Genomic DNA, 19,013 nt, shown 5'->3' with positions numbered 1-19,013 from the left:
TGCGCCGCGCTGACTCACTGCTCCAGCAAAAACCGCTCAATTTCCTCAACGGTACTGCGCGCCGTTCGGGTCACGCCGATCAGTGTCGCGGAAGCGGCACCAGTCCAGTCGCCATAACCCACCAACCACAAACGCGGTTCCTGAATCGAATGCGTACCTTTGACGGTCACGCGCCCGTCGGCGGAACACACGCCCAGTGATTCCAGATAGCCGAGGGCAGGGCGGAAGCCGGTGCACCAGATCACCGCGTCGACCGGCGTTTGCGAGCCATCAGCCCAAGTCACGCCGGTCTCGGTGAAGCGCAGGAACGGCCGAACCGCGTGCAACACGCCGCGCTCCCGTGCCTCAACGACTGGCGGCACCATCACGATATCGCCCAGGCCGCCAACGGGCTGTTCAATGACGATGCCGGCCAGTTGCGCTTTCCAGCGCTCGGTGGCTCGCTCGAAGAGCACGCGTCCATCAACGTCATCGGCAAGAAACTCTGGCGGCTGCGGAGTAACCCAAGTGGCATCGGCCACTTGCGAGACTTCAGCGAGGATCTGCGCACCGGAGTTGCCACCGCCCACCACCAGGACTTTTTTCCCCGCAAACGGCTTGGCGTTAACGTAATGGGCCGAATGCAATTGCTGACCCGTAAAGGTTTCGCTGCCTGGGTAATGCGGCAGGTAGGGATGACGCCAAGTGCCGGTCGCACTGACCACGGTACGGGCCAGCCAATTGCGACCCTGGGCTTTTACGTTGAGGTGATTGCCCCGACGTTCAATAGCGTTGACCCAGTAGGGCCGTGCGACAGGAAACTGGTAGCGTTGCTCATACTGGCGCAGGTAATCGAGTACGTTGTCGCGACTGGGGTAACCGTCAGTGACCGGAGGCATCATCCAACCGGCGATGGAACTCCAGGTCGACGGTGAAAACAGTCGCAGGGAATCCCAGCCATGCCGCCAGGCGCCACCCGGTGCTGCTTCGGCATCTATAATCACAAAGGAACGCCCGGTACGGCGCAGGAAGTAAGCGACGGCGAGTGCAGACTGGCCACCGCCAATAATCGCAACATCCACTTCGGCAGGCATGGGGAATCCTTGGGTCAGCGAGGTTCAGGTTAAGTTAATCCATTTGAAGTGGACGTTTGTTGATGTTGCTCAATCGGTGGCGTTGTAATGGATATGATTTAACATAATATACATTACACGTAACAAGATGTTTCGAGATTAGCCACGTTGCCCGCGAGATTTCATTCTCCTGCAATGCTCCAAACCGGCTTTCCCTCCAACCTGATTAATCATTTGAATCTGCATCGCTCAATCCTCATCCCGCGTCAGCTTTTCAATCAATGCTCGATGCTGTGGAAACGCTGTCGTGAGCTTCTGGCGATTCCCCATCTCCATGTCGGCAAAATCAAATCCTGGCGAAACCGCTTCACTGATCAATCCAAATCCGTTTGTCCCGTCCAGCAATCGTGATGCTTTCCAGATGCCGCCCGGTACGTGCAATTGCAAACGCTGTCCTGCGAGAACATCGTTGCCCATGATGACTGTCTGCAATGAACCGTCCGCATGGATCAGGCTGTATTCGAGTGCGTCGCCCAAGTGGAAATAATGCAGGATGTCAGACTGATTGAAATGAAACTGGCCCACCGGTGATTGCTCGGTCAGCAGATAGTAGATCGACGTCATCAGGTAACGTGGGCCGCCAGCGGTTTCGAGCCAATCGCGATGGTCTGACTGATAGGTTCTACGAAAATAGCCGCCTTCGAGATGAGGCTCGAGATTCAGCGCATTGATCACGTCTTGTGTGCTTGCTTTACGTTGAATCATCGCCCGCCCCCTTGATTTTATGGTGGTTTTTTATAGCTCAACTAAACGACCATTTAGTGTAGTTAAGCGCATATCGAAGACGAATGACGAATTTTTCAGACAAATCTCGATCTTTCGCTGATTCACTCCTCACTCGGGTCATAACTGTTCACATTGGGCACTTGCAGATGCAGGCGCCCAAGCAAGTCAATCAACGTGTCGACCTCAGCCGGGGTCAGTCCGCTGAGCAGACGCGACTCTCGCTCAAGTGCAACTTTGAGCACGCGGTCATGCAGTTCTTTGCCGCTGGCCGTCAATCGCACGGTGTAACGCCGTGCATCCTTGGGATCCAACTGACTAGTGATCCGCCCCGCTGCTTCCAGCGTCTGCAATGAACGACTGACAGCGCTCTTGTCGAGTCCGATCGCCTGGCAGATTCGATTGGCGGTGATGTCGGATTCAACGGCGAGCATCGAAAGCATCCGCCATTCAACCACGCCGATTCCGAAGTGTTTGCGGTAGCACTGGGAAGCCCCGGTGGCGAGTTTGTTCGCCAGGAACGTCACCAAGCCAGGTACATAACGCGACAGGTTCAGTTGTGTATCGGTAGGCATCGAGAAAACACCGTAGATCGAAGATCTTGCAATATGGTTGACACCGCAACTAAATTATCTGAGGATTCACTCAGCCTGTCATTGCGGACGATGCGCCGCATGATACGCCGTAGCACAACCTCAAAAAAATAATTAACAGGTCTTGCTTATGAACTCTCGCCAGCCGTGCCCTTCCTTGGCGCCCATGATTACCCACCCTTTCTACTTCTTCTTGCCCGGCTGATTCGTCACCCGCAAACCCCCTTTCGTTTTTCAGCAGCCACTTAAATGTGGAGGGAGAAGTCATGCTTCAAGTCAACGTCACCCGCAAAGTCGTCGAGGCCGAGGGCATCTGCAGTTTCGAGCTGTGCGCAGCGGACGATCAGCCATTACCACCGTTCAACGCCGGTGCACACATCGACATCCACATTGCCGGCGGCCTTACCCGGCAATACTCGCTGTGCAATGACTCCCGAGAGCGTCATCGCTACGTGATCGGTGTGCTGAAGGATCCCGCCTCCCGCGGTGGTTCCAACGCGATGCACGACACCATCAGTCAGGGACAGACACTCAGCATCAGCGAGCCGCGCAACCTCTTTCCACTCGCGGACTCAGCCAAGCGCCACCTGCTTTTTGGTGGTGGGATTGGCATTACGCCGATGCTGGCGATGGCCCATGAACTTCATCATCAAGGCGCGGATTTCGAGCTGCATTACAGCTTTCGATCCAGCGAGCGTGCCGCGTTTATCCAATACCTGCGACAAGCGCCGTTCGCCAGCCACGTGCATTTGCATGACGACAGCGGATCACCCGAACAGAAACTCGATGCAACCGCCCTCCTCGCCGCGCCAGGTACCACGACTCACCTTTACGTGTGCGGCCCCGCCGGTTTCATGAATTTCATCCTCGACACCGCGCAGACCGCTGGCTGGCCCGAAGATCGCGTGCACAGAGAGTTCTTCGCCGCCGCACCTGTCGATGCAAGCGCTGATTCGCCTTTCGAAGTTCAGCTAGCTAGCAGCGGGCAGATTTTTTACATCCCGGCCGATCGCACTGTATTCGAAGTCCTGGATGAGGCCGGGATTGCCATCGAATCATCGTGCGAGCAAGGCGTCTGCGGCACCTGTGTCACGGGCTTGCTAGAAGGCATTGGCGATCATCGTGATCAGTTCATGACGGCTGCAGAACACGCTGCCAATGACCGTTTCACCCCGTGCTGCTCACGTGCCAAATCGCCCCGCCTGGTATTGGATCTTTGACCTGAACCGAGCACCGACCGCTCGCCGGAGAACATCATGACTACCGCTGCCCAACCCCTTGCACACGAAATCGCCCCGGCCACCGTGCCTAGTTTCCCGCTCGATCAATGGTACGTCGCAGCCTTGAGCCGAGAACTCACAAACCAACCCCTTGGCCGCACGTTGCTGAATAAACCAGTGGTGCTTTTTCGCACGGCGGATAACCAAGTCGCCGCGCTGGAGGACCGCTGCTGCCATCGTGCATTGCCCTTGTCTGGCGGCACAGTGGAGGAACGCGGTTTACGCTGCGGTTACCACGGCCTGCTATTTAATGAAGGCGGTAAATGCATCGAAATACCCGGACAGGACAAGATCCCGAGCAAAGCCAAAGTCCCTTCCTACCCCGTCCAGGAACAGAACCAGATCATCTGGATCTGGTTCGGCAGCGCTGAGCATCCGCAGCCGACATTCGCGCCGCCGGTCTACGACGTGCACAGCAGCGGTAAATACCTGTTCGACGGTGATGTCTATCACTACGACGCGCCTTATCAACTCATCCACGACAACCTCATGGATCTTAGTCACCTGGGCTACGTCCATCTGCACACCATTGGCGGCAACGCCAGCATTCATATGAACGCGAAGATGAACGTCGATGGTGATGACTCAATGGTTCGCGTGGTTCGCCACATGCCCGACTCCGTTCCGCCGCCGACCTACACCGCGGCCTACCCGTTCAAAGGCAACATCGACCGCTGGCAGGAGATCGAATTTCACTTCAATCACCTGCGCATCTGGACCGGCGCGATAGATGCGGGCACGGACGATCTGCACAACCCGGATCGGGGCGGTTTTCATATGCGCGGCTTTCACGGCGTAACGCCGGAAACAGACACCACAAGCCATTACTTCTGGACCATGGCCACCAACCCTGAACATGATCCCGAGGCCGTCACAGCCAAAGTACTGCATCAGACGCGATTGACGTTCGACGAAGACAAACTGGTGATCGAAGCGCAGTACCAGAACATGTGCCGGTTCGGTACGCGCCCGATGATTGATATTCACGTCGACGTCGGGGCCAATCGTGCCCGCAGAATCATCGAGCGACTGCGCAATCCAACGGGTTGATTGCTTCAGAACAGTGGCGGCGGCAAACGCCGTCCACTGTGTTCAAAGCCTGCCGTTCTCTTACTATCGTTGAAAGAATGCCTCAAACAGCCCGATCACTCTTCGAAAATAGCCACCGCGCGCACAAAACCTGCGGACGCATGCCGGATCTTGTAGGGAAAGCACGACACCGTGAAGCCGCTCGCTGGCAGGGATTCGAGGTTGGCCAGTTTTTCCATTTGCCCGTAGCCAATATCGCGCCCGGCCTTATGCCCTTCCCAGATGATCGAGGCATCGCCGCTGGCAGCAAAACGTTCACGGGTGTATTTGAACGGCGCGTCCCAGCTCCAGGCATCGGTGCCGACCACGCGTACGCCGCGTTCCAGCAGATACATCGTCGCTTCGCGTCCCATGCCAATGCCGGCGTCGAGATACCCGGGCTGACCGAACAGTGCACCGGCGCGTGTGTTGATCAGCACGATATCCAGCGGTTGCAGCGTGTGCTCGATACGCGCCAGTTCCGCGTCGACCTCTTCTGCCGTGACCACGTGACCGTCAGGCAAATGGCGAAAATCCAGTTTAACCCCCGGCTGCAAACACCAGTCCAGCGGCAACTCATCAATGCCAAATGCCGGCTCGCCGCCATCGGTGGTCGAGGCGTAATGCCACGGCGCATCCATGTGGGTGCCGCTGTGGGTGGTGATCTGCAGGCGCTCGGCGGCCCACGATTCATTGCCGGGCATCTGCTCAAGCTGCAAGCCCGGGAACATCGCGGCCATTTCCGGCCAGCCTTGTTGGTGATCCATGTAATCGATTTTCGGCAACAGCGGTGGCGGGTCTGTGTACGGGTTGTTATCGAGGGTCACCGAAAGGTCGACCAGACGACGTTTACGCGGGATGGGCTGTGACATGAGGCGTATCTCCGTTCAACGGCAGATGCCGAAAAGGGGCTGGGTTGAGGGCGTTGCGAATAAGCGTGGCGACGCTGCCGTCATGGCTGAAGCCGACAGCGCGGGCTTGTGGGGTTTTCAAGGGCGGCATGCGCCCAAACAGGGTTTCGAGGTCAAGGTCAGCGGCGAAACTGATCAGCGCACGGCGTTGCTCGCCGTAAGTTGCCGCCAAGGCATCGACCACCTGGGCGATGGACAAATGCAGCACTGGCAATTGCCAGACACGCTGTTGCGCGGCGGCGTCATCCAGTTCGGCGGCGTGGATCAGGTTGTTCACGCAACAGCGCGCCGACATCCACCACGCTGTTGCTTGCGGTGATACCGGGCAGCAATACTCAGCGCCCTCGGCAAAGGCACGCATCAAGTCGCTCATGAAAGCCGAGCGCAAGCCGTTGGGTTCGCGCGGGCGCGCGACAATGCCCGGCAGGCGCACCGCGCGGCTGTCGACTTCACCGCGCCGACCCAGATCGATCAGCGCGCGCTCGACCATCATCTTGTGTGTGCCGTACGACAATTGCGGGTGCAGTTCAGCCTGTTCGTTCATCTTCGCCGGCAGATCAGCGCCATACACCGCAACGCTGCTGGCATACACCAGCACCGGAGGTCGCGCCTTGTTGCGCAGTTGATCGAGCAGTTCGAGGCTGGCCAGCAGGTTGACCTGATAACCCGATTCGTAATGCGCCTCCGCTGCTCCCCCGGGGACGCTGACCAGGTGAAACACCACATCGATGCCGTCGGCCAAGACCCGACGCATCAACGCCGCATCCGTCACGCTGCCGCTGTGCCGACGCAGGCGCGGGTCGTCTGGCAGGCCTTGGACATCGGTGTCCAGCACCAGCAACGAAAGAATGACTTGCCCGCGCAAACTGCCGCGTGCGAGCAGACAACGCAGCAGTTCGCGACCGACAAAGCCATTGGCTCCGGTAATCAGTACACGCATGGGTGTTCCTCAGCCGTTGGCCTTGACGACGCGTTGATCGATCGCACCAAACAGTGACTGACCATCGCTGCCGGTGACGTCCATGCGCACGCGATCACCGAAACGCATAAAGCCAGTCACCGGAGCGCCCTGCTCGATCATCTCGATGGCCCGGCGTTCGGCGATGCACGCCGAGCCGACGTTGCGCTCGGCGTTCGACACCGTGCCGGAACCGATCAGCGTGCCGGCGCGCAAGCGTCGGGTTAAGGCTGCGTGGGCGATCAACTCGCCAAAATGAAAGTTCATTTGCGCGCCGTGCGGCTGGCCAAACCACTCGCCGTTCCACTGCACTTGAAGGGGCAAATTGACGCGACCGTCTCGCCAGGCTTCGCCGAGTTCATCCGGGGTAATCGCCAGCGGGGCAAAACTGGAGGACGGCTTGGCTTGCAGAAATCCAAAACCGGTGCGCATTTCACGCGGTGCCAGCGCACGCAGGCTGACATCGTTGATCTGCAGGATCAGCTTGATGTGCTGCAACGCGTTTTCCGCCGAACAGCCCATCGGCACATCATCGACCAGCACGACAAACTCGCCTTCGAAATCGATGCCCTGGCTTTCGCTCGGCAGTTCGATGTCATCGTGTGCGCCGAGGAAGTCATCACCGGCGCCCTGGTACATCAACGGCGTGCGGTCAGCGCCTTCGATCGGATCTAGGTTGAACGCTTTCTGCATCAGTGCGCCGTGACTGAGAAACGCCGAACCGTCGCACCATTGATAAGCACGCGGCAACGGCGCCATCGCCTGCGCCGGGTCGAAGGCAAAGGCCTCGCGGCAATCGTGGTTTTCAAGCTCACGCGCCAGGACTCGCAAACGCGGCTCGGCTTCAGCCCAGTTTTCGATGGCGTGTTGCAAGGTCGACGCTACCGAACGGGCGTCGATAGCCAGGGCCATGTCGCGCGAAACCACCACCAATTGGCCGTCACGGCTAGCGTTTTTCAAGGTTGCGAGCTTCATGCAGTTTCTCCCGGGCAGTCTTGCAATTCAGCGGCGAAACGCCCGTCCAGCAGAATAAACACCATGCGCGCCATGGCCTCGGTACGGTTGCTCCACGCGTGATTCGTGCCGCGCTGAACCACCACGTCGCCGCGTTTGAGGTGGACTTCTGTCTCGTCGAGCACCAGCCAGACTTCGCCTTCGGTGACGATGCCGTAATCGAGGGTTTCGGTGCGGTGCATCAGTTTGTGCCGCGAGTTCGCCTGTCCGGTGCCGGCATGCGCCTGGCCAATCTCGGCGAATGCAGCCGCAGCAGCGGCATCGCTGACCTGGTTTTGCACGCTGTCTGGCGGAATGTCGACGACACGAATCACACTGCCCTGCGGGTCGGGGCTCAGCTGTAAAGGTTTGCTGGTTGGATCATCGGCATTGTCGAGCAGTGCCGGACTGCCGCTGCTGTTCCATATTTCATGAAACACCGTGCCTGGCACCGCTCGCAGTGCGAAGACGTTGGCCGTTGCTCCGAGACTGGCGACGACGGCGCGGCCCTGGGCATCATGCCCGGTGACCACGCGTTTGAAAGGGGGAAGCGCTTGCATGGAATATCCTCGTTCAATGGCCGTTGCCGATGGAGTCGTGACCGCCGACATGGGGGCGGGTCAACAGTCCACCGAGCCTCGGCACGGACAGACAAAACAGCGCCACGACCAGTTGCAACCAACCGATCATGGCTAATGCTTGAGGCAACGCCGTGGAAGTCCCGGAAGTGAAGGCGAGTACCACCAGGGGGCTGATGAACTCGCCGGCAAAAATCGCGGCGGTGAAGCACCCCGCCGCTCGCCCACGCTGAGCAAAGCCGACTTGCGCCATGATCCAGGTGATCAACGTCGGCAACATCAGGCCGATGCCCAGACCGTTGACCAAGACCGCGACCACCACGTGCGCGTGGCTGCCGGCAGCGGCCATCAACAGCCCGCCAATGCCGGCCAGGCCATAGGCAATCAGCAACACATGCTGGCTACGCAAACCGCTCAACAGGCGAAAACTCAAGGCCCCGACGAGCACGCCAAGTTGATTGGCGCCCATGGTCATGCCGATCTGCTGCGGCGCATCCACGTGCAACAAGTTGAGCAAGTAACCGGCCTGCACCGGCACGATGAACAGGCTCAGGCCCGCGAGCAGAGACAATGCATACATGGGCGTGAGTGCCCGCCATGGAAATGTGCGCGGGACTGGCACCGGCAGCGTTGTCGCCGGTTGCACGCGGGGTTGTGGCTCCCAGAGTTTCCACGCCATCAGCGGCAGGAAGATCAGCCCGACTGCGTACAGCGCAAACGGCGTGCGCCAGTCGTCCTGTCCGAGGAAACCACCCAAGGCGATAAACACCGCAGCGGACAGCGACGTCGCGACCATTTGCAAGGCGAACAAGCGCTCGCGTCGGGCGCCACTGTAGTAGTCGCCCATCAGCGTGGTGCAGCAGGTCATGATCCCCGCCTCCGCCAGACCGATCCCGGCGCGGCTGGCGACAATCGCCGCCAGCGAATCCAGCCACAGCGGCAGCACACCGCAAAGCACGTACAACGCCATGCTCGCCAACAACAGCGGTTTGCGCCCGAGACGATCGGCGATGACCCCGGCAAACGGCGCCAGTAGCGCAATCATCAATGCCGGCAGGGTCAGCACGATCGGCACCAGCACAGTGCTGCCTGCGACCTCGGCAAAATGTGCCTGCATGCGCGGCAATACCGGTGCGAGCAATACCGCGCCAAGCACTGGCAGACAGCTGCCGAGCAGCAACAGCAACGATTGCGTCAAACCGGCGCGACGGCCGCTGTTTTCCAATGAAGACTCAACGGCCATGACAGGTCTCCCGATGACGCGATTGAACAACATCTACCGCCACGGCTCGCGACGGCAGGGCCAGATTGATGGCCTCCTCCGGCGTTTCTGCGTCGGTGTTCGTGCGCCGTGCAGGCAGCAGAAAGTACGCCAGCGCTGGCAACAGCAGCAGCGCGCCGACCATGTTCCAGACGAACATGAACGCCAGCAGCACGCCCATGTCAGCCTGGAATTTGATCGGCGAGAAGATCCACGTGGCCACGCCAATGGCGAGCGTGATACCGGTGAGCATCACCACTTTGCCGGTGGACACCAGTGCGCGGTAATAGGCTTCTGACAGGCTTGCGCCTTGGCGCAGATGGCCGAGCAAGATGCTCATTACATACAACGCATAGTCGACGCCAATGCCGACACCCAACGCGATCACCGGCAACGTCGCGACCTTCACGCCGATGTTCAGCCAGACCATCAACGCTTCGCAGAGGATCGAGGTGACCATCAGTGGAATCACCGCGCACAGCGTGGCGCGCCACGAACGGAAGGTGATCAGGCACAGGACGATCACCGCCCCGTAGACCCAGAACAGCATCTCGCGATTGGCCTGCTTGACCACGATATTGGTCGCCGCTTCGATGCCGGCATTGCCCGCTGCCAGCAGAAACTGCACATCATCGTTGTTATTGGCGGCGGCGAATTGCTCGACGTGCTCGACCAGCCGCGTCAGCGTTTCAGCCTTATGGTCGGTGAGGTAAGCGTACAGCGTGAGCAGGCTGCAATCCTCGTTGTACAAGCCGCGTGGCGCACTGGCGGTGATCATGTTGAGCATCGCCTGATTGTTCTGCAGCTCGTACCACTTGGCGCTGCCTTCGCTGAGGCCAACCAGCATGCGCCGGTTGAGCAAGGCCAGCGAGTTGGTCGAATCCACCCCCGGCAGCGCACGCAGCTGCCAGTCCAGCGCATCGACTTTGGCGAGGATGTCGTAACGCGCACATTGCCCGGCCGGGGTCTTCACCATCACTGCGAACAAATCACTGCTGGCGCCGTAGTGCCGGGTCAGAAACGCATCGTCCTGGTTGTAGCGTGAGTCGGCCCGCAGTTCCGGTGCACCGGCATCCAGATCACCGATCTTCAATTGCAGACTGACCACAAAACCCAATGCCGCCAACGCCAGGCTGATGGCAATGCACAGGCTGGCCCAGCGACGTCGGGTAAACAGATCGAGAAAACGCCAGAAGCCATGACGCCGCGCGCCGGCCTGATCGTTCTGCTCGCTCTTCAGGCTAAGTTGCGCCGCACGCGGCGTTACGCCGACATAGGACAGCAACACCGGCAGCAAAATCAGGTTGGTGAAAATCAGCACCGCCACACCGATACTGGCGATCACGGCCAGATCCTGAATCACCTGGATCTTGATCAACATCAGCACGGCAAAACCCACTGCGTCGCAGAGCAATGCCGTCAGTCCGGCCAGAAACAGCCGTCGAAAAGTGAAGCGTGCGGCAACGACCCGGTGCATGCCGCGACCGATGTCCTGCATGATGCCGTTCATTTTCTGCGCGCCATGGCTCATGCCGATGGCAAACACCAGAAACGGCACCAGCACCGAATACGGGTCCAACTGATAGTCGAGCAACGGCAACAGGCCCAGTTGCCAGACCACCGCCACCAGCGAACAGAACACCACCAGCACCGTGCTGCGCAGGCAGCGCGTGTACCAGAACAGCACGGCGGTGGTGATCAGAATCGCTACGGCGAAGAACAGCAGGATCTGCTTGAGCCCGGCAATCAGGTCGCCGACCTTTTTCGCGAAACCGGTGATGTGAATGTCAATCCTGTCGTTCTGGTACTCGCTGCGCAACGCTTCCAGTTGCTCCGACAGCACCGAGTAATTCAGCGCCTGGCCGTCGGCAGTCGTTGCCAGCAACGGCACGTAAATGATGCTCGAGGTTTGATCGAACGCTACCAGTTGGCCAAGCTCGTTGGAGCGCTGCACGTTGCGGCGCAAGGCCTCGAGACTGGCCGGTGTGCCGGCGTAATCGTCCGGAATCACCGGGCCGCCATCCAGTCCGTCTTCAGTCACCGCGACCCAACGCGTTGCCGGCGTCCACAGCGACTTCATGTAGGCACGGTCGACGCCGGGCAGCAGGTAAAGCTTGTCGCTCAGCGCCTGCAAGGTTTTCAGATAATCAGCGTCGTAGATATCGCCCTGGCGATTGGCGACGACGATGCGCAAGGAGTTGCCCAGACCGCTGAGCTGCTGTTGATGTTGCAGATAATTGGCGATGTAAGGTTGTTGCGTGGGAATCATCTTTTCGAAACTGGCGTTCAGCTCGACGCGCGTGGCCTGATAGCCCAAGAAGAGCGTGGTCACCAGGCACACCAGCAACACCCACAACCGATGATTGAACAAAGTGCGTTCCACGACCGAGCCGGAGCGCGGGTCGAAACTCGCCAGGCTGGCCGTGGCGTTGTCGAATGGTTTCATAACCTCACTCCGAAGCTGTAGCAGTGGGCGACGCCAAGCGCGTCACCCCGGTGAAACCGGCCAGCACCAGGCTGCCATCAGCGGCCTCGACGACGCTGGCAATCGGTTTGCCCAGCGGTTTGCCGAAAGGCTCTAGGGTGGGTGCATCATCCGAGGTGCGAAACATTGCGCCCGCCTGATTGACCAACAACAACTGTCCGTCAGCGCTGCGGATCGCATCACTGAAGGACACCGGCATCGGTACGGGCGCGGGCACGAAGCTGTTGCCGCCGTCGGTGGAAATGAACGCGTTGCCTTTCAATCCTGCCGCCAGCAGCGCGCCGTCATCGCGCAGTTGCAGGGCGAAGAAACTGCCGCTGTAAGGGCTGTCGAGCGCGACGAAGGATTGTCCGCCGTCCTCGGAACGGGCCACGTAGCCTTGCTCGCCAGCGATGAACCAACGCTCGCCTTGTTGCGCGATGGCATACAGGTGCGCGCCCATCGGATTGTCGATCTGGCCCATCAGCGAGTGCCAGCTCACGCCGCCATCCTCGGTAGCAAACGCGAGGCCGTAGGCGCCGACGATCAGGCCGTGACGCGCATCGGTGAACTTGAGGCTGAGAAACGGTTTGTCCGCGCCTTCGCTGACCAACCGTTCGGCGGTTTGCACGCGCGCCGCCGCTGCGTCGGGGTCAGTGGCTGTCGGCAATTGCTCGCGTGCGGCGTGCAATTCCAGTTGCGCAGCGCGGTTGCCGTCCAGCTGCAAAGCCCAGTTTTCACCGCCGTCATGGGAGACCAGCACCGCACCGGCATGGCCGACCGCCCAGCCGGTGTTGGCATCGACAAATTGCACCGCTGTTAGGCTGACGGATACCGGCACCTGCGCCTGCCGCCAATTGATGCCGTTGTCATCGGAGAGCAAGACGATGCCGCGTTCGCCGACCGCCACCAACCGCGCACCTGCCCGCGCCAGATCAAGCAAGACGGCTTGCCGGGCCTGCGGCGCGCGCATCGCCGGGGTGTGCAATACATCACCGACAACAGCAGCCTGAGCCTGGCTCACGGGTAATACGCAAGGCAGCGCCAGTAACGCTAACAACCGCCCGAGCACCTGACAGATTCTGTTCATACCGACCTCGAAACCAGCTGTGAAACCCGATCGCCACACCGTGTCGCGATCCGGCCCGATTCAACGAACCCCGGCACCCGCCATCGCCGCCGGCGAGAATTCCGACGCCTTGTAGCGATCGACCACGCCGTATTGCTCAGGCAGACCGGTGTAGACGTTCTGGATAAACCAGGCGCCGGAGGTCAGGTCGTAGAACCCCGACGACAGCTGTGCCTGCGCTGGCAGATCCGGCAGCACGGCCGGGAGCGACCACAAAGTTTTGGCGAGTTGGCCGTTGGCGTCCCAGCGATCGCCGAGCATGGCCTGCCAAGTATCTTCGTCGAGGTAGTAACGGCCCTTCGGCAATTGGTGACGCTTGCCCGGCGCGAGTTCGGCGTCCACCACCCATACGCGATGCAGCTCCCAGCGCACGTAATCAGGGTTCATGTGGTGAGCCAGAAACAGGTCTTCTGGTTTGCCGGCGGTCAGGACTTTGTTGGTGTTGTAAGGGATATACATTTCCTGCTTGCCGACCAGTTTCCAGTCGAAGCGATCAATGCGTCCCTGAAACACGCTCAACTCATCGAACGACATCACCCCGGCGGTGGCCGGCGTCGGTGTGTCGCAGCAGGCATTCGGCAACTTGCGCACGCGGCGCTGGCCGGTCAGATAGACGTGAGCCTGGGACTTGTCGCCGTTGATATTGGTGCGGCCCATGATTTGCTCACCGGCACGCAACGGTGGGCCGACGTTAAGCAGGCGGAACAGCCAGTAATCACCGGCGAAGCTTTCCGGTGTGCCGTCCTGGTAGTAATACGGCATGTCCTGAATCGCCTGGCCGTCGGTGGTCATCACCTGTTTGCCGTCTGCAGTCATCAGGTAATGGCGAAAGTGCATGGCCAGTGACGTGCCGCGCCAGTTGAGGATGTGGTTCCACATGGCTTCCGCGCCGTTATGCGGAATCGGGAATGGAATACCGCCAAACGCACCTTCGGGCACAGGTCCAGCGCTGCTCTCGACCAGCTTGGCGCGGGTCGCGTTTTTCAGGGTGTTGTCATACACCCATTGCGGCGCAGCGGCCGAGCGACGGGTCGGATAGACGTCAATGCGATAGGTGTCAGGAAAACGCTTGAACATCTCCTTGGTGCCATCGCTGAGCTTGCCGGCGTATTGCGCCAGGTTCTTCGAGGTGATGCTGAACAGCGGCTTGTCGGCCGCAAACGGATCGCTGCGTTTGCCGCCCTCCTTGAAGGCCGGATCGACCTTGGTGTAGCCGCCATCCCAGGCTGGAATCGAGCCGTCGGCATTGCCGGCGCGCTCGGCACCGAAAGGCGTCAGCGACTTGTTCAATTTCGCCGCTTCGTCAGCCGTGGCTGCTGCGGCACCCTGACTCAATACCGCCAGGCTTGCGAGCAACGCGAAGCTCAAGGCTTTGAGTGTGAACGCGGCATTTTTGTTGTTATAGGTCATGCGCAAGTCCTCTTAAAACGTGGTCTTGACGGAGAAAGCCAGGTAATCCCGATCTTTCAGCGATTGCTGGAAATTGAATTGGCTGGCCGCGTTGAGGTTGGTGTTCTCGGGGCCGTAGTAATGCGTGTACGTCAGGCCGGCGGTCACACGGTCGAGGTAAGTCGCGGTAATACCGATATTCATGTCACCGCCGTTATCCGCGCCGAACGAACTGACAACCGCCGATTTGCCCAGCGGGAAATAGCTCAGGCCAACCGGAATGCTGATATCCACGCCGGGAAAAAACTGCCGATAAGTCGGGGTGTAAACCATCTTGAAGCCGAGACCGTCATCGGTGCCGTTGGGGTCTAGTGCGGCACGGTTTTTCGTGACGCTGAGCAGACGGTTCCAGGCGACCTCACCGACGAATCCGGACTCCTTGGCAATGAAGTTCGGCCCGAACGATGCGATCACGTTGAGGTTGATGTGCGCGGTGCGCCCGACGGCATAAAGCGCATCGTCATCGTTGTCGGCAGCAACCCCCGGTAGCACCGTGACGCCGTTGGACACCAGCGGCATGTTCCAGCGCATCGAGGCTTCACCGGCAAAGCTGTAGGCATCGACTGTGGTGGAGAAACTGGCGCCCAGCGCGCGGATGTCTTCCGGGTAAACCCAGTAGTAATCGCCGATTTGGCCCGTGCTGAAGTTCGGTGCGCCAGTGGAAGGTCTTAGGTACAGCTTGGGAGTCTTGTCGTGGTACTGAATGGCATAGAGACCGTACTCCACGGTCTCGGCGCTGTATTTCAGTTGCAGGCCACCCTGCCCCGAATCTCTGGCATCTTTGTCTTTGCCATGGAAAAACGCCGCCGGACTGCTGGCGTTGCCACCCAGAAACGCCGGAAATGGCGCGCCGACAATCAGCCGTTCATTGCCTTCACCGATGGTGTCGCTGGTAGAGAAGTAACTGCCTGCGCCGGGCAAGCGTGTTTCTTCCCATTCCAGTTGGTAGAACGCCCCGAGCGATACGTCGTCAGTCAGTTGGAAGGTGCCAGACAGTTGATTGACCGGACGGGTGATTTCCTTGAACTGCGTGTTAGGCACCGACTGCGCCTTGACCACGTCAACCGGGGCCATGCCACCGGCAATACCGTTGGCGCCGAAGAACAGGCTCTCGCCCCAGATCAGGCCATGACGGCCGGCGCGCACCGATGTTGCGCGGTCGGCCAGTTCACCGTTCCAGTAGACGAACGCGTCGAGGATTTCGCCGTCACCACCGTGCAAATGACGGGTGTCATCAGTGAACTCGTCGTAGCCGACCGACCGTGCGTTGGCGCGGGACGGATCGTTATTGTCGTTGTTGCCCTGGTACTCGCTGTCGTACCACGCTGCACCGCTCAAACGTGCGCCGAAATCCTGAAACGACAGATCCAGCTCCGAGAGGATGTCGGTGCGATTGGAGATCAGGCCCTTTTTAAAGGCACGATCGCCATCGTCCTGATTGAGCGCCACCTGCCCCTCGGTCAACTTGCTGCTCGGATTCTGCGTGCGCCAGGCAGCGCTGTACTTGATCGTGTTGTCCCAGCGCAGCTTGAAATCCGGGTTGCCGGTATCAATGTCGAAAGCCTGAGCGGCCTGGCTGCACAGCACCAGCAGCGCAGCAACGCTCAAACCAAAGGGTGCAGACGAGCAGACCGGGCGACGCGCGAGCGCCGCAGTCGTAGAACTAACCATCGCGTTAACCTCTTGTTTTTATAGTGGTAACTGCTGTGGATGAGTCGCAGGTGGGGCTTAAATTGGCTCGGCTGTACGCGCGAGCATTTGTTTGACCAGGCCAATGCGATCGAAGGCGCGGTCGTGCTGCATCTCCTTGTCGCCGGCCAGCACCGAGCTTTCGCTGATGTATTTGCAACGCTCGAAGCGCCGCGCCATAAAGCGCTGCAACTGCTGCTCGACGCTGGTGGCGGCGGACTGCTCGCGAGTGAGTTCTTCGCTGAGCACAATCGCGTCTTCGATGGCCATGCCGGCGCCTTGACCGAGGTGCGGCGTGGTGGCGTGGGCCGCATCGCCAATCAGCAGGACGCGGCCGCGATGCCATGGCTCATCAACGAACACCACTTCCATCGGCTTGTAGACGACCTGGCTGTTGTCGGTGATTTGCTCACGCAGCTCGCCGATCAGCCCGGTAAAGCCTTGCAGGCGCTGGCGCATCTGCGCAGCCAGATCGGCAGGATCCATCCACGGATTGGACGGTTCGTGGGATGTCAGAAACAGGTACATCAAGTCGCCGGCCAGCGGCACCAGCCCGGCGTTGCCGTCAGCGCTTTGATAGTTGGCCAGATGATCGATTTGTGGCGCGCGGGGAAAGTTGTAGCGCCACACCGACTGACCTGTGAAACGCGGGGTGTAGGCATCGCCAAAGACCAAGCTGCGCACTTTCGAGAACAGTCCGTCGGCACCGACCACCAAGTCGTAGTGGCCGCGATTGCCGTCGGTAAACAACACGTCGACCTCTGTGCCGTTGTCATCCAGCGCTTCCACACTCAGGCCCAAACGCACGTTGGCGCCGAGTTGCAAGGCGGTTTCGCTGAGGACTTTATGCAGCGCCAGGCGAGAAATGCCGACGTTGGCGGGATACTGCGGGCCGGCCAGTCGCTGACCCGGAATGCGCGCCAGTTGCTGTCCGCCGGGGCCGTAGATGGCGACGTCTTCGAAGGCATAAGCGGCATCGAGATAGCCGTCGAGAACGCCCAGCTTGGCCATTTCGCGGACGACGTTGCTCTGCTGAATAATCCCGACACCATAGACTGTCCATTCGGACTTGAGCTCGATCAGATCGACCTCGATACCTTTACGCCGCAAGGCGATGGCCGCACACAAGCCGCCGATACCACCGCCCACGATCAGAACGTTGTTCACTGCACTCATGGTGTTCTCTCTTTTTATTCTTGTGATCGATGCTGCGTCGGGGCACGGCATCGTTGGGTGAAGCTTCCCGGCAAAGCAGGGATTTGACTAATCGCGAGTAGGGATGCGATGTATCGCCGTACGCGATACCTCGATTTATCCCTGCAGCGGCAACCCCTCAGGCATTTGCACCAGCAGCCAGCCGTCCTTCTCGCAGAACGGCAGCGCCTCCAGCGTCTGGCCCAGGCACGGGCCGTAGATGCACTCGCCGGTCGCCGGCAGAAATTGCGCACCGTGGGCGTAGCAGATGATCAACTGGCCATCGGCGGACAGGAAACGGTCCTTGCGATACTCCAGGCGCACGTCCAGATGCGGGCAACGGTTGCGATAGACCCGCACCTGATGGTCATGACGCAGGGCAAACACGCTGTCGCGGCCCTGCGCCAACGGATCGAACCCGCGCGCCCGGCCCTCCTCCAGTTCGTCCAGTCGACACAGTGGCTGCGCAATAGCGCTCATGATCTGCGCCGGCCTCAACCGAGTTTCGGCGGCGGGCCACCGGGGGCCCATTTTTCTTTGGCGCTGAACAGGAACAGCTGCGAGTTATCCGCCGACAGCGGTGCGCGACGGGCCTCCCAGGCGTCATCGTGCTTGTCCATGTCGGCGTCATATTCGATGTGGCAGCCCAGCGGACTGTTGAAGTACCAGAACCAGTTGGAGCCAAACAGGTGACGGCCCGGCCCCCAGAAACTGGTCCAGCCTTTTTGCTCGAAACGCGTCCCGGCCAGCAGCACTTCGGTGCCACTGCCCATGTGGAAGGTGAAGTGTTCGCAGCCCTTCATGTGCGGCGGGGTCTGGATCATGAACAGGCAATGGTGATCATCGGAGCCTGCCGGGCGCATGAACGGCCCGGCGCCAATGAAAGTGTCGGTGGTGCGAAAACCCAGACGCTCGGCGTAAAAGGCTTCAGCCTTTGCCGCATCAGGGACGAAATACACCACGTGGGACAAAGTGCGCGGAGCAGCGCCCATATCGAGGGTAATGCCCGGCTGGTTAAGTGGCCGCTGTGGCGCATGACCGGCGGCATTGGTCAGGTCATCCGGTGCGCTGTAAGGCCTGCGTACGCTAACCTGAAAAGCGATCGCGAAACCCATGTCGTCAACGCTGTGCAGCACGTCGTGCTGATCACGACGGACGATGCGATCTCGGGCCAGCTCATCTTCGATGGCATCCAGATCGCTGATCGCGCCGACCCCGTAGACCGTCTCGCGAATGGACGGCGCCGGGCCGATTGCCGCCGGCAAATCAGGATCGTCGGCTCGACGGATAATCACGGCGGTGCCGTCCAGCGCTTCGAAACGCCCGCCTTCGCTGTCAACGCCGACCGGCGCAAGGCCGTAGTCGCGCAGGCAATCGGTGCAGGCTTGAATGTCATCGACGCCAAAAATCAGGGCATCAAGGCCAATGATGTTCATGGCTTACCACTCCATTGAAATTATGATCCGGTGACGGTCGCCATGGACGCCTTACAGCGTGCCAGGCCTGACTGGAAACCGGTGGTGGTGTCGGCAGCAGGGCCGACTGCGGCGAAGATTGGCGTACGGGCTGAGCGCTGACTAATCGCGAGTCGGGATGCGACCTATCGGCAAA

The 19,013-nt window shown here is 60.0% G+C and carries 17 protein-coding genes; 2 read left to right on the top strand and 15 right to left on the bottom strand.

Annotated elements, in window-relative coordinates:
* Positions 1-14 precede the first annotated feature (14 nt).
* The 3 genes from AB4O11_RS23205 to AB4O11_RS23195 all read right to left on the bottom strand — a co-directional run bounded on the left by AB4O11_RS23205 (position 15) and on the right by AB4O11_RS23195 (position 2,410).
* The gene (locus AB4O11_RS23205; protein WP_460128757.1) at positions 15-1,073 is read right to left on the bottom strand and encodes an ArsO family NAD(P)H-dependent flavin-containing monooxygenase; all 1,059 of its coding nucleotides are present in this window, start codon (positions 1,071-1,073) and stop codon (positions 15-17) included.
* Positions 1,074-1,301: 228 nt separating this feature from the next.
* The gene (locus AB4O11_RS23200) at positions 1,302-1,817 is read right to left on the bottom strand and encodes a cupin domain-containing protein (RefSeq protein WP_093432626.1); all 516 of its coding nucleotides are present in this window, start codon (positions 1,815-1,817) and stop codon (positions 1,302-1,304) included.
* 122 nt (positions 1,818-1,939) lie between these two features.
* Positions 1,940-2,410: a MarR family winged helix-turn-helix transcriptional regulator gene (locus AB4O11_RS23195; RefSeq protein ID WP_007910265.1), complete on the bottom strand. Its 471-nt coding sequence runs from the start codon at positions 2,408-2,410 to the stop codon at positions 1,940-1,942.
* Between the two features lie 284 nt (positions 2,411-2,694).
* Here AB4O11_RS23195 and AB4O11_RS23190 point away from each other — a divergent pair, with 284 nt between their 5' ends.
* The gene (locus AB4O11_RS23190) at positions 2,695-3,648 is read left to right on the top strand and encodes a PDR/VanB family oxidoreductase (RefSeq protein ID WP_460128755.1); all 954 of its coding nucleotides are present in this window, start codon (positions 2,695-2,697) and stop codon (positions 3,646-3,648) included.
* Positions 3,649-3,684: 36 nt separating this feature from the next.
* Positions 3,685-4,758, top strand: a complete 1,074-nt coding sequence (locus AB4O11_RS23185) for a Rieske 2Fe-2S domain-containing protein (protein WP_460128753.1) — start codon at positions 3,685-3,687, stop codon at positions 4,756-4,758.
* Positions 4,759-4,853: 95 nt separating this feature from the next.
* Here AB4O11_RS23185 and AB4O11_RS23180 read toward each other — a convergent pair whose 3' ends face one another.
* The 12 genes from AB4O11_RS23180 to AB4O11_RS23125 form a co-directional block, all read right to left on the bottom strand.
* Positions 4,854-5,648, bottom strand: coding sequence for a cyclase family protein (locus AB4O11_RS23180; RefSeq protein WP_460128751.1), 795 nt, complete (start codon positions 5,646-5,648; stop codon positions 4,854-4,856).
* On the bottom strand, positions 5,626-6,627 hold the full coding sequence (locus AB4O11_RS23175; protein WP_460128749.1) for an NAD-dependent epimerase/dehydratase family protein: 1,002 nt from the start codon (positions 6,625-6,627) through the stop codon (positions 5,626-5,628). Before AB4O11_RS23175 ends, AB4O11_RS23180 begins: the two co-directional genes overlap by 23 nt.
* Before the next feature lie 9 nt (positions 6,628-6,636).
* Positions 6,637-7,620 (bottom strand): fumarylacetoacetate hydrolase family protein, encoded by a 984-nt coding sequence (locus AB4O11_RS23170; RefSeq protein WP_460128747.1) that lies wholly within the window; start codon positions 7,618-7,620, stop codon positions 6,637-6,639.
* Positions 7,617-8,198 (bottom strand): cupin domain-containing protein, encoded by a 582-nt coding sequence (locus tag AB4O11_RS23165; RefSeq protein WP_460128745.1) that lies wholly within the window; start codon positions 8,196-8,198, stop codon positions 7,617-7,619. The genes AB4O11_RS23170 and AB4O11_RS23165 overlap by 4 nt, the downstream gene beginning before the upstream one ends.
* A gap of 13 nt (positions 8,199-8,211) precedes the next feature.
* Complete coding sequence (locus AB4O11_RS23160) at positions 8,212-9,459, bottom strand: MFS transporter (RefSeq protein ID WP_460090889.1); 1,248 nt, start codon at positions 9,457-9,459, stop codon at positions 8,212-8,214.
* Positions 9,449-11,923: an efflux RND transporter permease subunit gene (locus tag AB4O11_RS23155; RefSeq protein WP_460090888.1), complete on the bottom strand. Its 2,475-nt coding sequence runs from the start codon at positions 11,921-11,923 to the stop codon at positions 9,449-9,451. Before AB4O11_RS23155 ends, AB4O11_RS23160 begins: the two co-directional genes overlap by 11 nt.
* Before the next feature lie 4 nt (positions 11,924-11,927).
* Entirely contained in the window at positions 11,928-13,031 is a 1,104-nt protein-coding gene (locus AB4O11_RS23150; protein WP_460128741.1) for a WD40/YVTN/BNR-like repeat-containing protein, read from the bottom strand.
* Between the two features lie 60 nt (positions 13,032-13,091).
* On the bottom strand, positions 13,092-14,480 hold the full coding sequence (locus AB4O11_RS23145; protein ID WP_460090885.1) for a DUF1329 domain-containing protein: 1,389 nt from the start codon (positions 14,478-14,480) through the stop codon (positions 13,092-13,094).
* Between the two features lie 12 nt (positions 14,481-14,492).
* A complete protein-coding gene (locus tag AB4O11_RS23140) occupies positions 14,493-16,190 on the bottom strand; it encodes a DUF1302 domain-containing protein (protein WP_460128738.1) in 1,698 nt (565 codons plus the stop codon).
* Between the two features lie 57 nt (positions 16,191-16,247).
* The gene (locus AB4O11_RS23135) at positions 16,248-17,384 is read right to left on the bottom strand and encodes an FAD-dependent oxidoreductase (protein ID WP_116256170.1); all 1,137 of its coding nucleotides are present in this window, start codon (positions 17,382-17,384) and stop codon (positions 16,248-16,250) included.
* Positions 17,385-17,519: 135 nt separating this feature from the next.
* Entirely contained in the window at positions 17,520-17,882 is a 363-nt protein-coding gene (locus tag AB4O11_RS23130; protein WP_460128736.1) for a Rieske (2Fe-2S) protein, read from the bottom strand.
* Positions 17,883-17,896: 14 nt separating this feature from the next.
* Positions 17,897-18,838, bottom strand: coding sequence for a VOC family protein (locus tag AB4O11_RS23125; RefSeq protein WP_095048942.1), 942 nt, complete (start codon positions 18,836-18,838; stop codon positions 17,897-17,899).
* Positions 18,839-19,013 lie beyond the last annotated feature (175 nt).

This window comes from Pseudomonas sp. H1_D05 (genome assembly GCF_054682705.1).
The sequence above is the reverse complement of the archived record's forward strand: the minus strand, read 5'-3'. Positions and strand labels throughout refer to the sequence as shown.

What these genes read in the sequence shown, in the direction of transcription:
- AB4O11_RS23185 (WP_460128753.1), top strand. Translation starts at nt 3,685, where the DNA reads ATGACTACCGCTGCCCAACCCCTTGCACACGAAATCGCCCCGGCCACC.
- AB4O11_RS23135 (WP_116256170.1), bottom strand. Translation starts at nt 17,384, where the DNA reads ATGAGTGCAGTGAACAACGTTCTGATCGTGGGCGGTGGTATCGGCGGC.
- AB4O11_RS23140 (WP_460128738.1), bottom strand. Translation starts at nt 16,190, where the DNA reads ATGGTTAGTTCTACGACTGCGGCGCTCGCGCGTCGCCCGGTCTGCTCG.
- AB4O11_RS23190 (WP_460128755.1), top strand. Translation starts at nt 2,695, where the DNA reads ATGCTTCAAGTCAACGTCACCCGCAAAGTCGTCGAGGCCGAGGGCATC.
- AB4O11_RS23125 (WP_095048942.1), bottom strand. Translation starts at nt 18,838, where the DNA reads ATGAACATCATTGGCCTTGATGCCCTGATTTTTGGCGTCGATGACATT.
- AB4O11_RS23155 (WP_460090888.1), bottom strand. Translation starts at nt 11,923, where the DNA reads ATGAAACCATTCGACAACGCCACGGCCAGCCTGGCGAGTTTCGACCCG.
- AB4O11_RS23145 (WP_460090885.1), bottom strand. Translation starts at nt 14,480, where the DNA reads ATGACCTATAACAACAAAAATGCCGCGTTCACACTCAAAGCCTTGAGC.
- AB4O11_RS23160 (WP_460090889.1), bottom strand. Translation starts at nt 9,459, where the DNA reads ATGGCCGTTGAGTCTTCATTGGAAAACAGCGGCCGTCGCGCCGGTTTG.
- AB4O11_RS23165 (WP_460128745.1), bottom strand. Translation starts at nt 8,198, where the DNA reads ATGCAAGCGCTTCCCCCTTTCAAACGCGTGGTCACCGGGCATGATGCC.
- AB4O11_RS23150 (WP_460128741.1), bottom strand. Translation starts at nt 13,031, where the DNA reads ATGAACAGAATCTGTCAGGTGCTCGGGCGGTTGTTAGCGTTACTGGCG.
- AB4O11_RS23195 (WP_007910265.1), bottom strand. Translation starts at nt 2,410, where the DNA reads ATGCCTACCGATACACAACTGAACCTGTCGCGTTATGTACCTGGCTTG.
- AB4O11_RS23175 (WP_460128749.1), bottom strand. Translation starts at nt 6,627, where the DNA reads ATGCGTGTACTGATTACCGGAGCCAATGGCTTTGTCGGTCGCGAACTG.
- AB4O11_RS23200 (WP_093432626.1), bottom strand. Translation starts at nt 1,817, where the DNA reads ATGATTCAACGTAAAGCAAGCACACAAGACGTGATCAATGCGCTGAAT.
- AB4O11_RS23205 (WP_460128757.1), bottom strand. Translation starts at nt 1,073, where the DNA reads ATGCCTGCCGAAGTGGATGTTGCGATTATTGGCGGTGGCCAGTCTGCA.
- AB4O11_RS23130 (WP_460128736.1), bottom strand. Translation starts at nt 17,882, where the DNA reads ATGAGCGCTATTGCGCAGCCACTGTGTCGACTGGACGAACTGGAGGAG.
- AB4O11_RS23170 (WP_460128747.1), bottom strand. Translation starts at nt 7,620, where the DNA reads ATGAAGCTCGCAACCTTGAAAAACGCTAGCCGTGACGGCCAATTGGTG.
- AB4O11_RS23180 (WP_460128751.1), bottom strand. Translation starts at nt 5,648, where the DNA reads ATGTCACAGCCCATCCCGCGTAAACGTCGTCTGGTCGACCTTTCGGTG.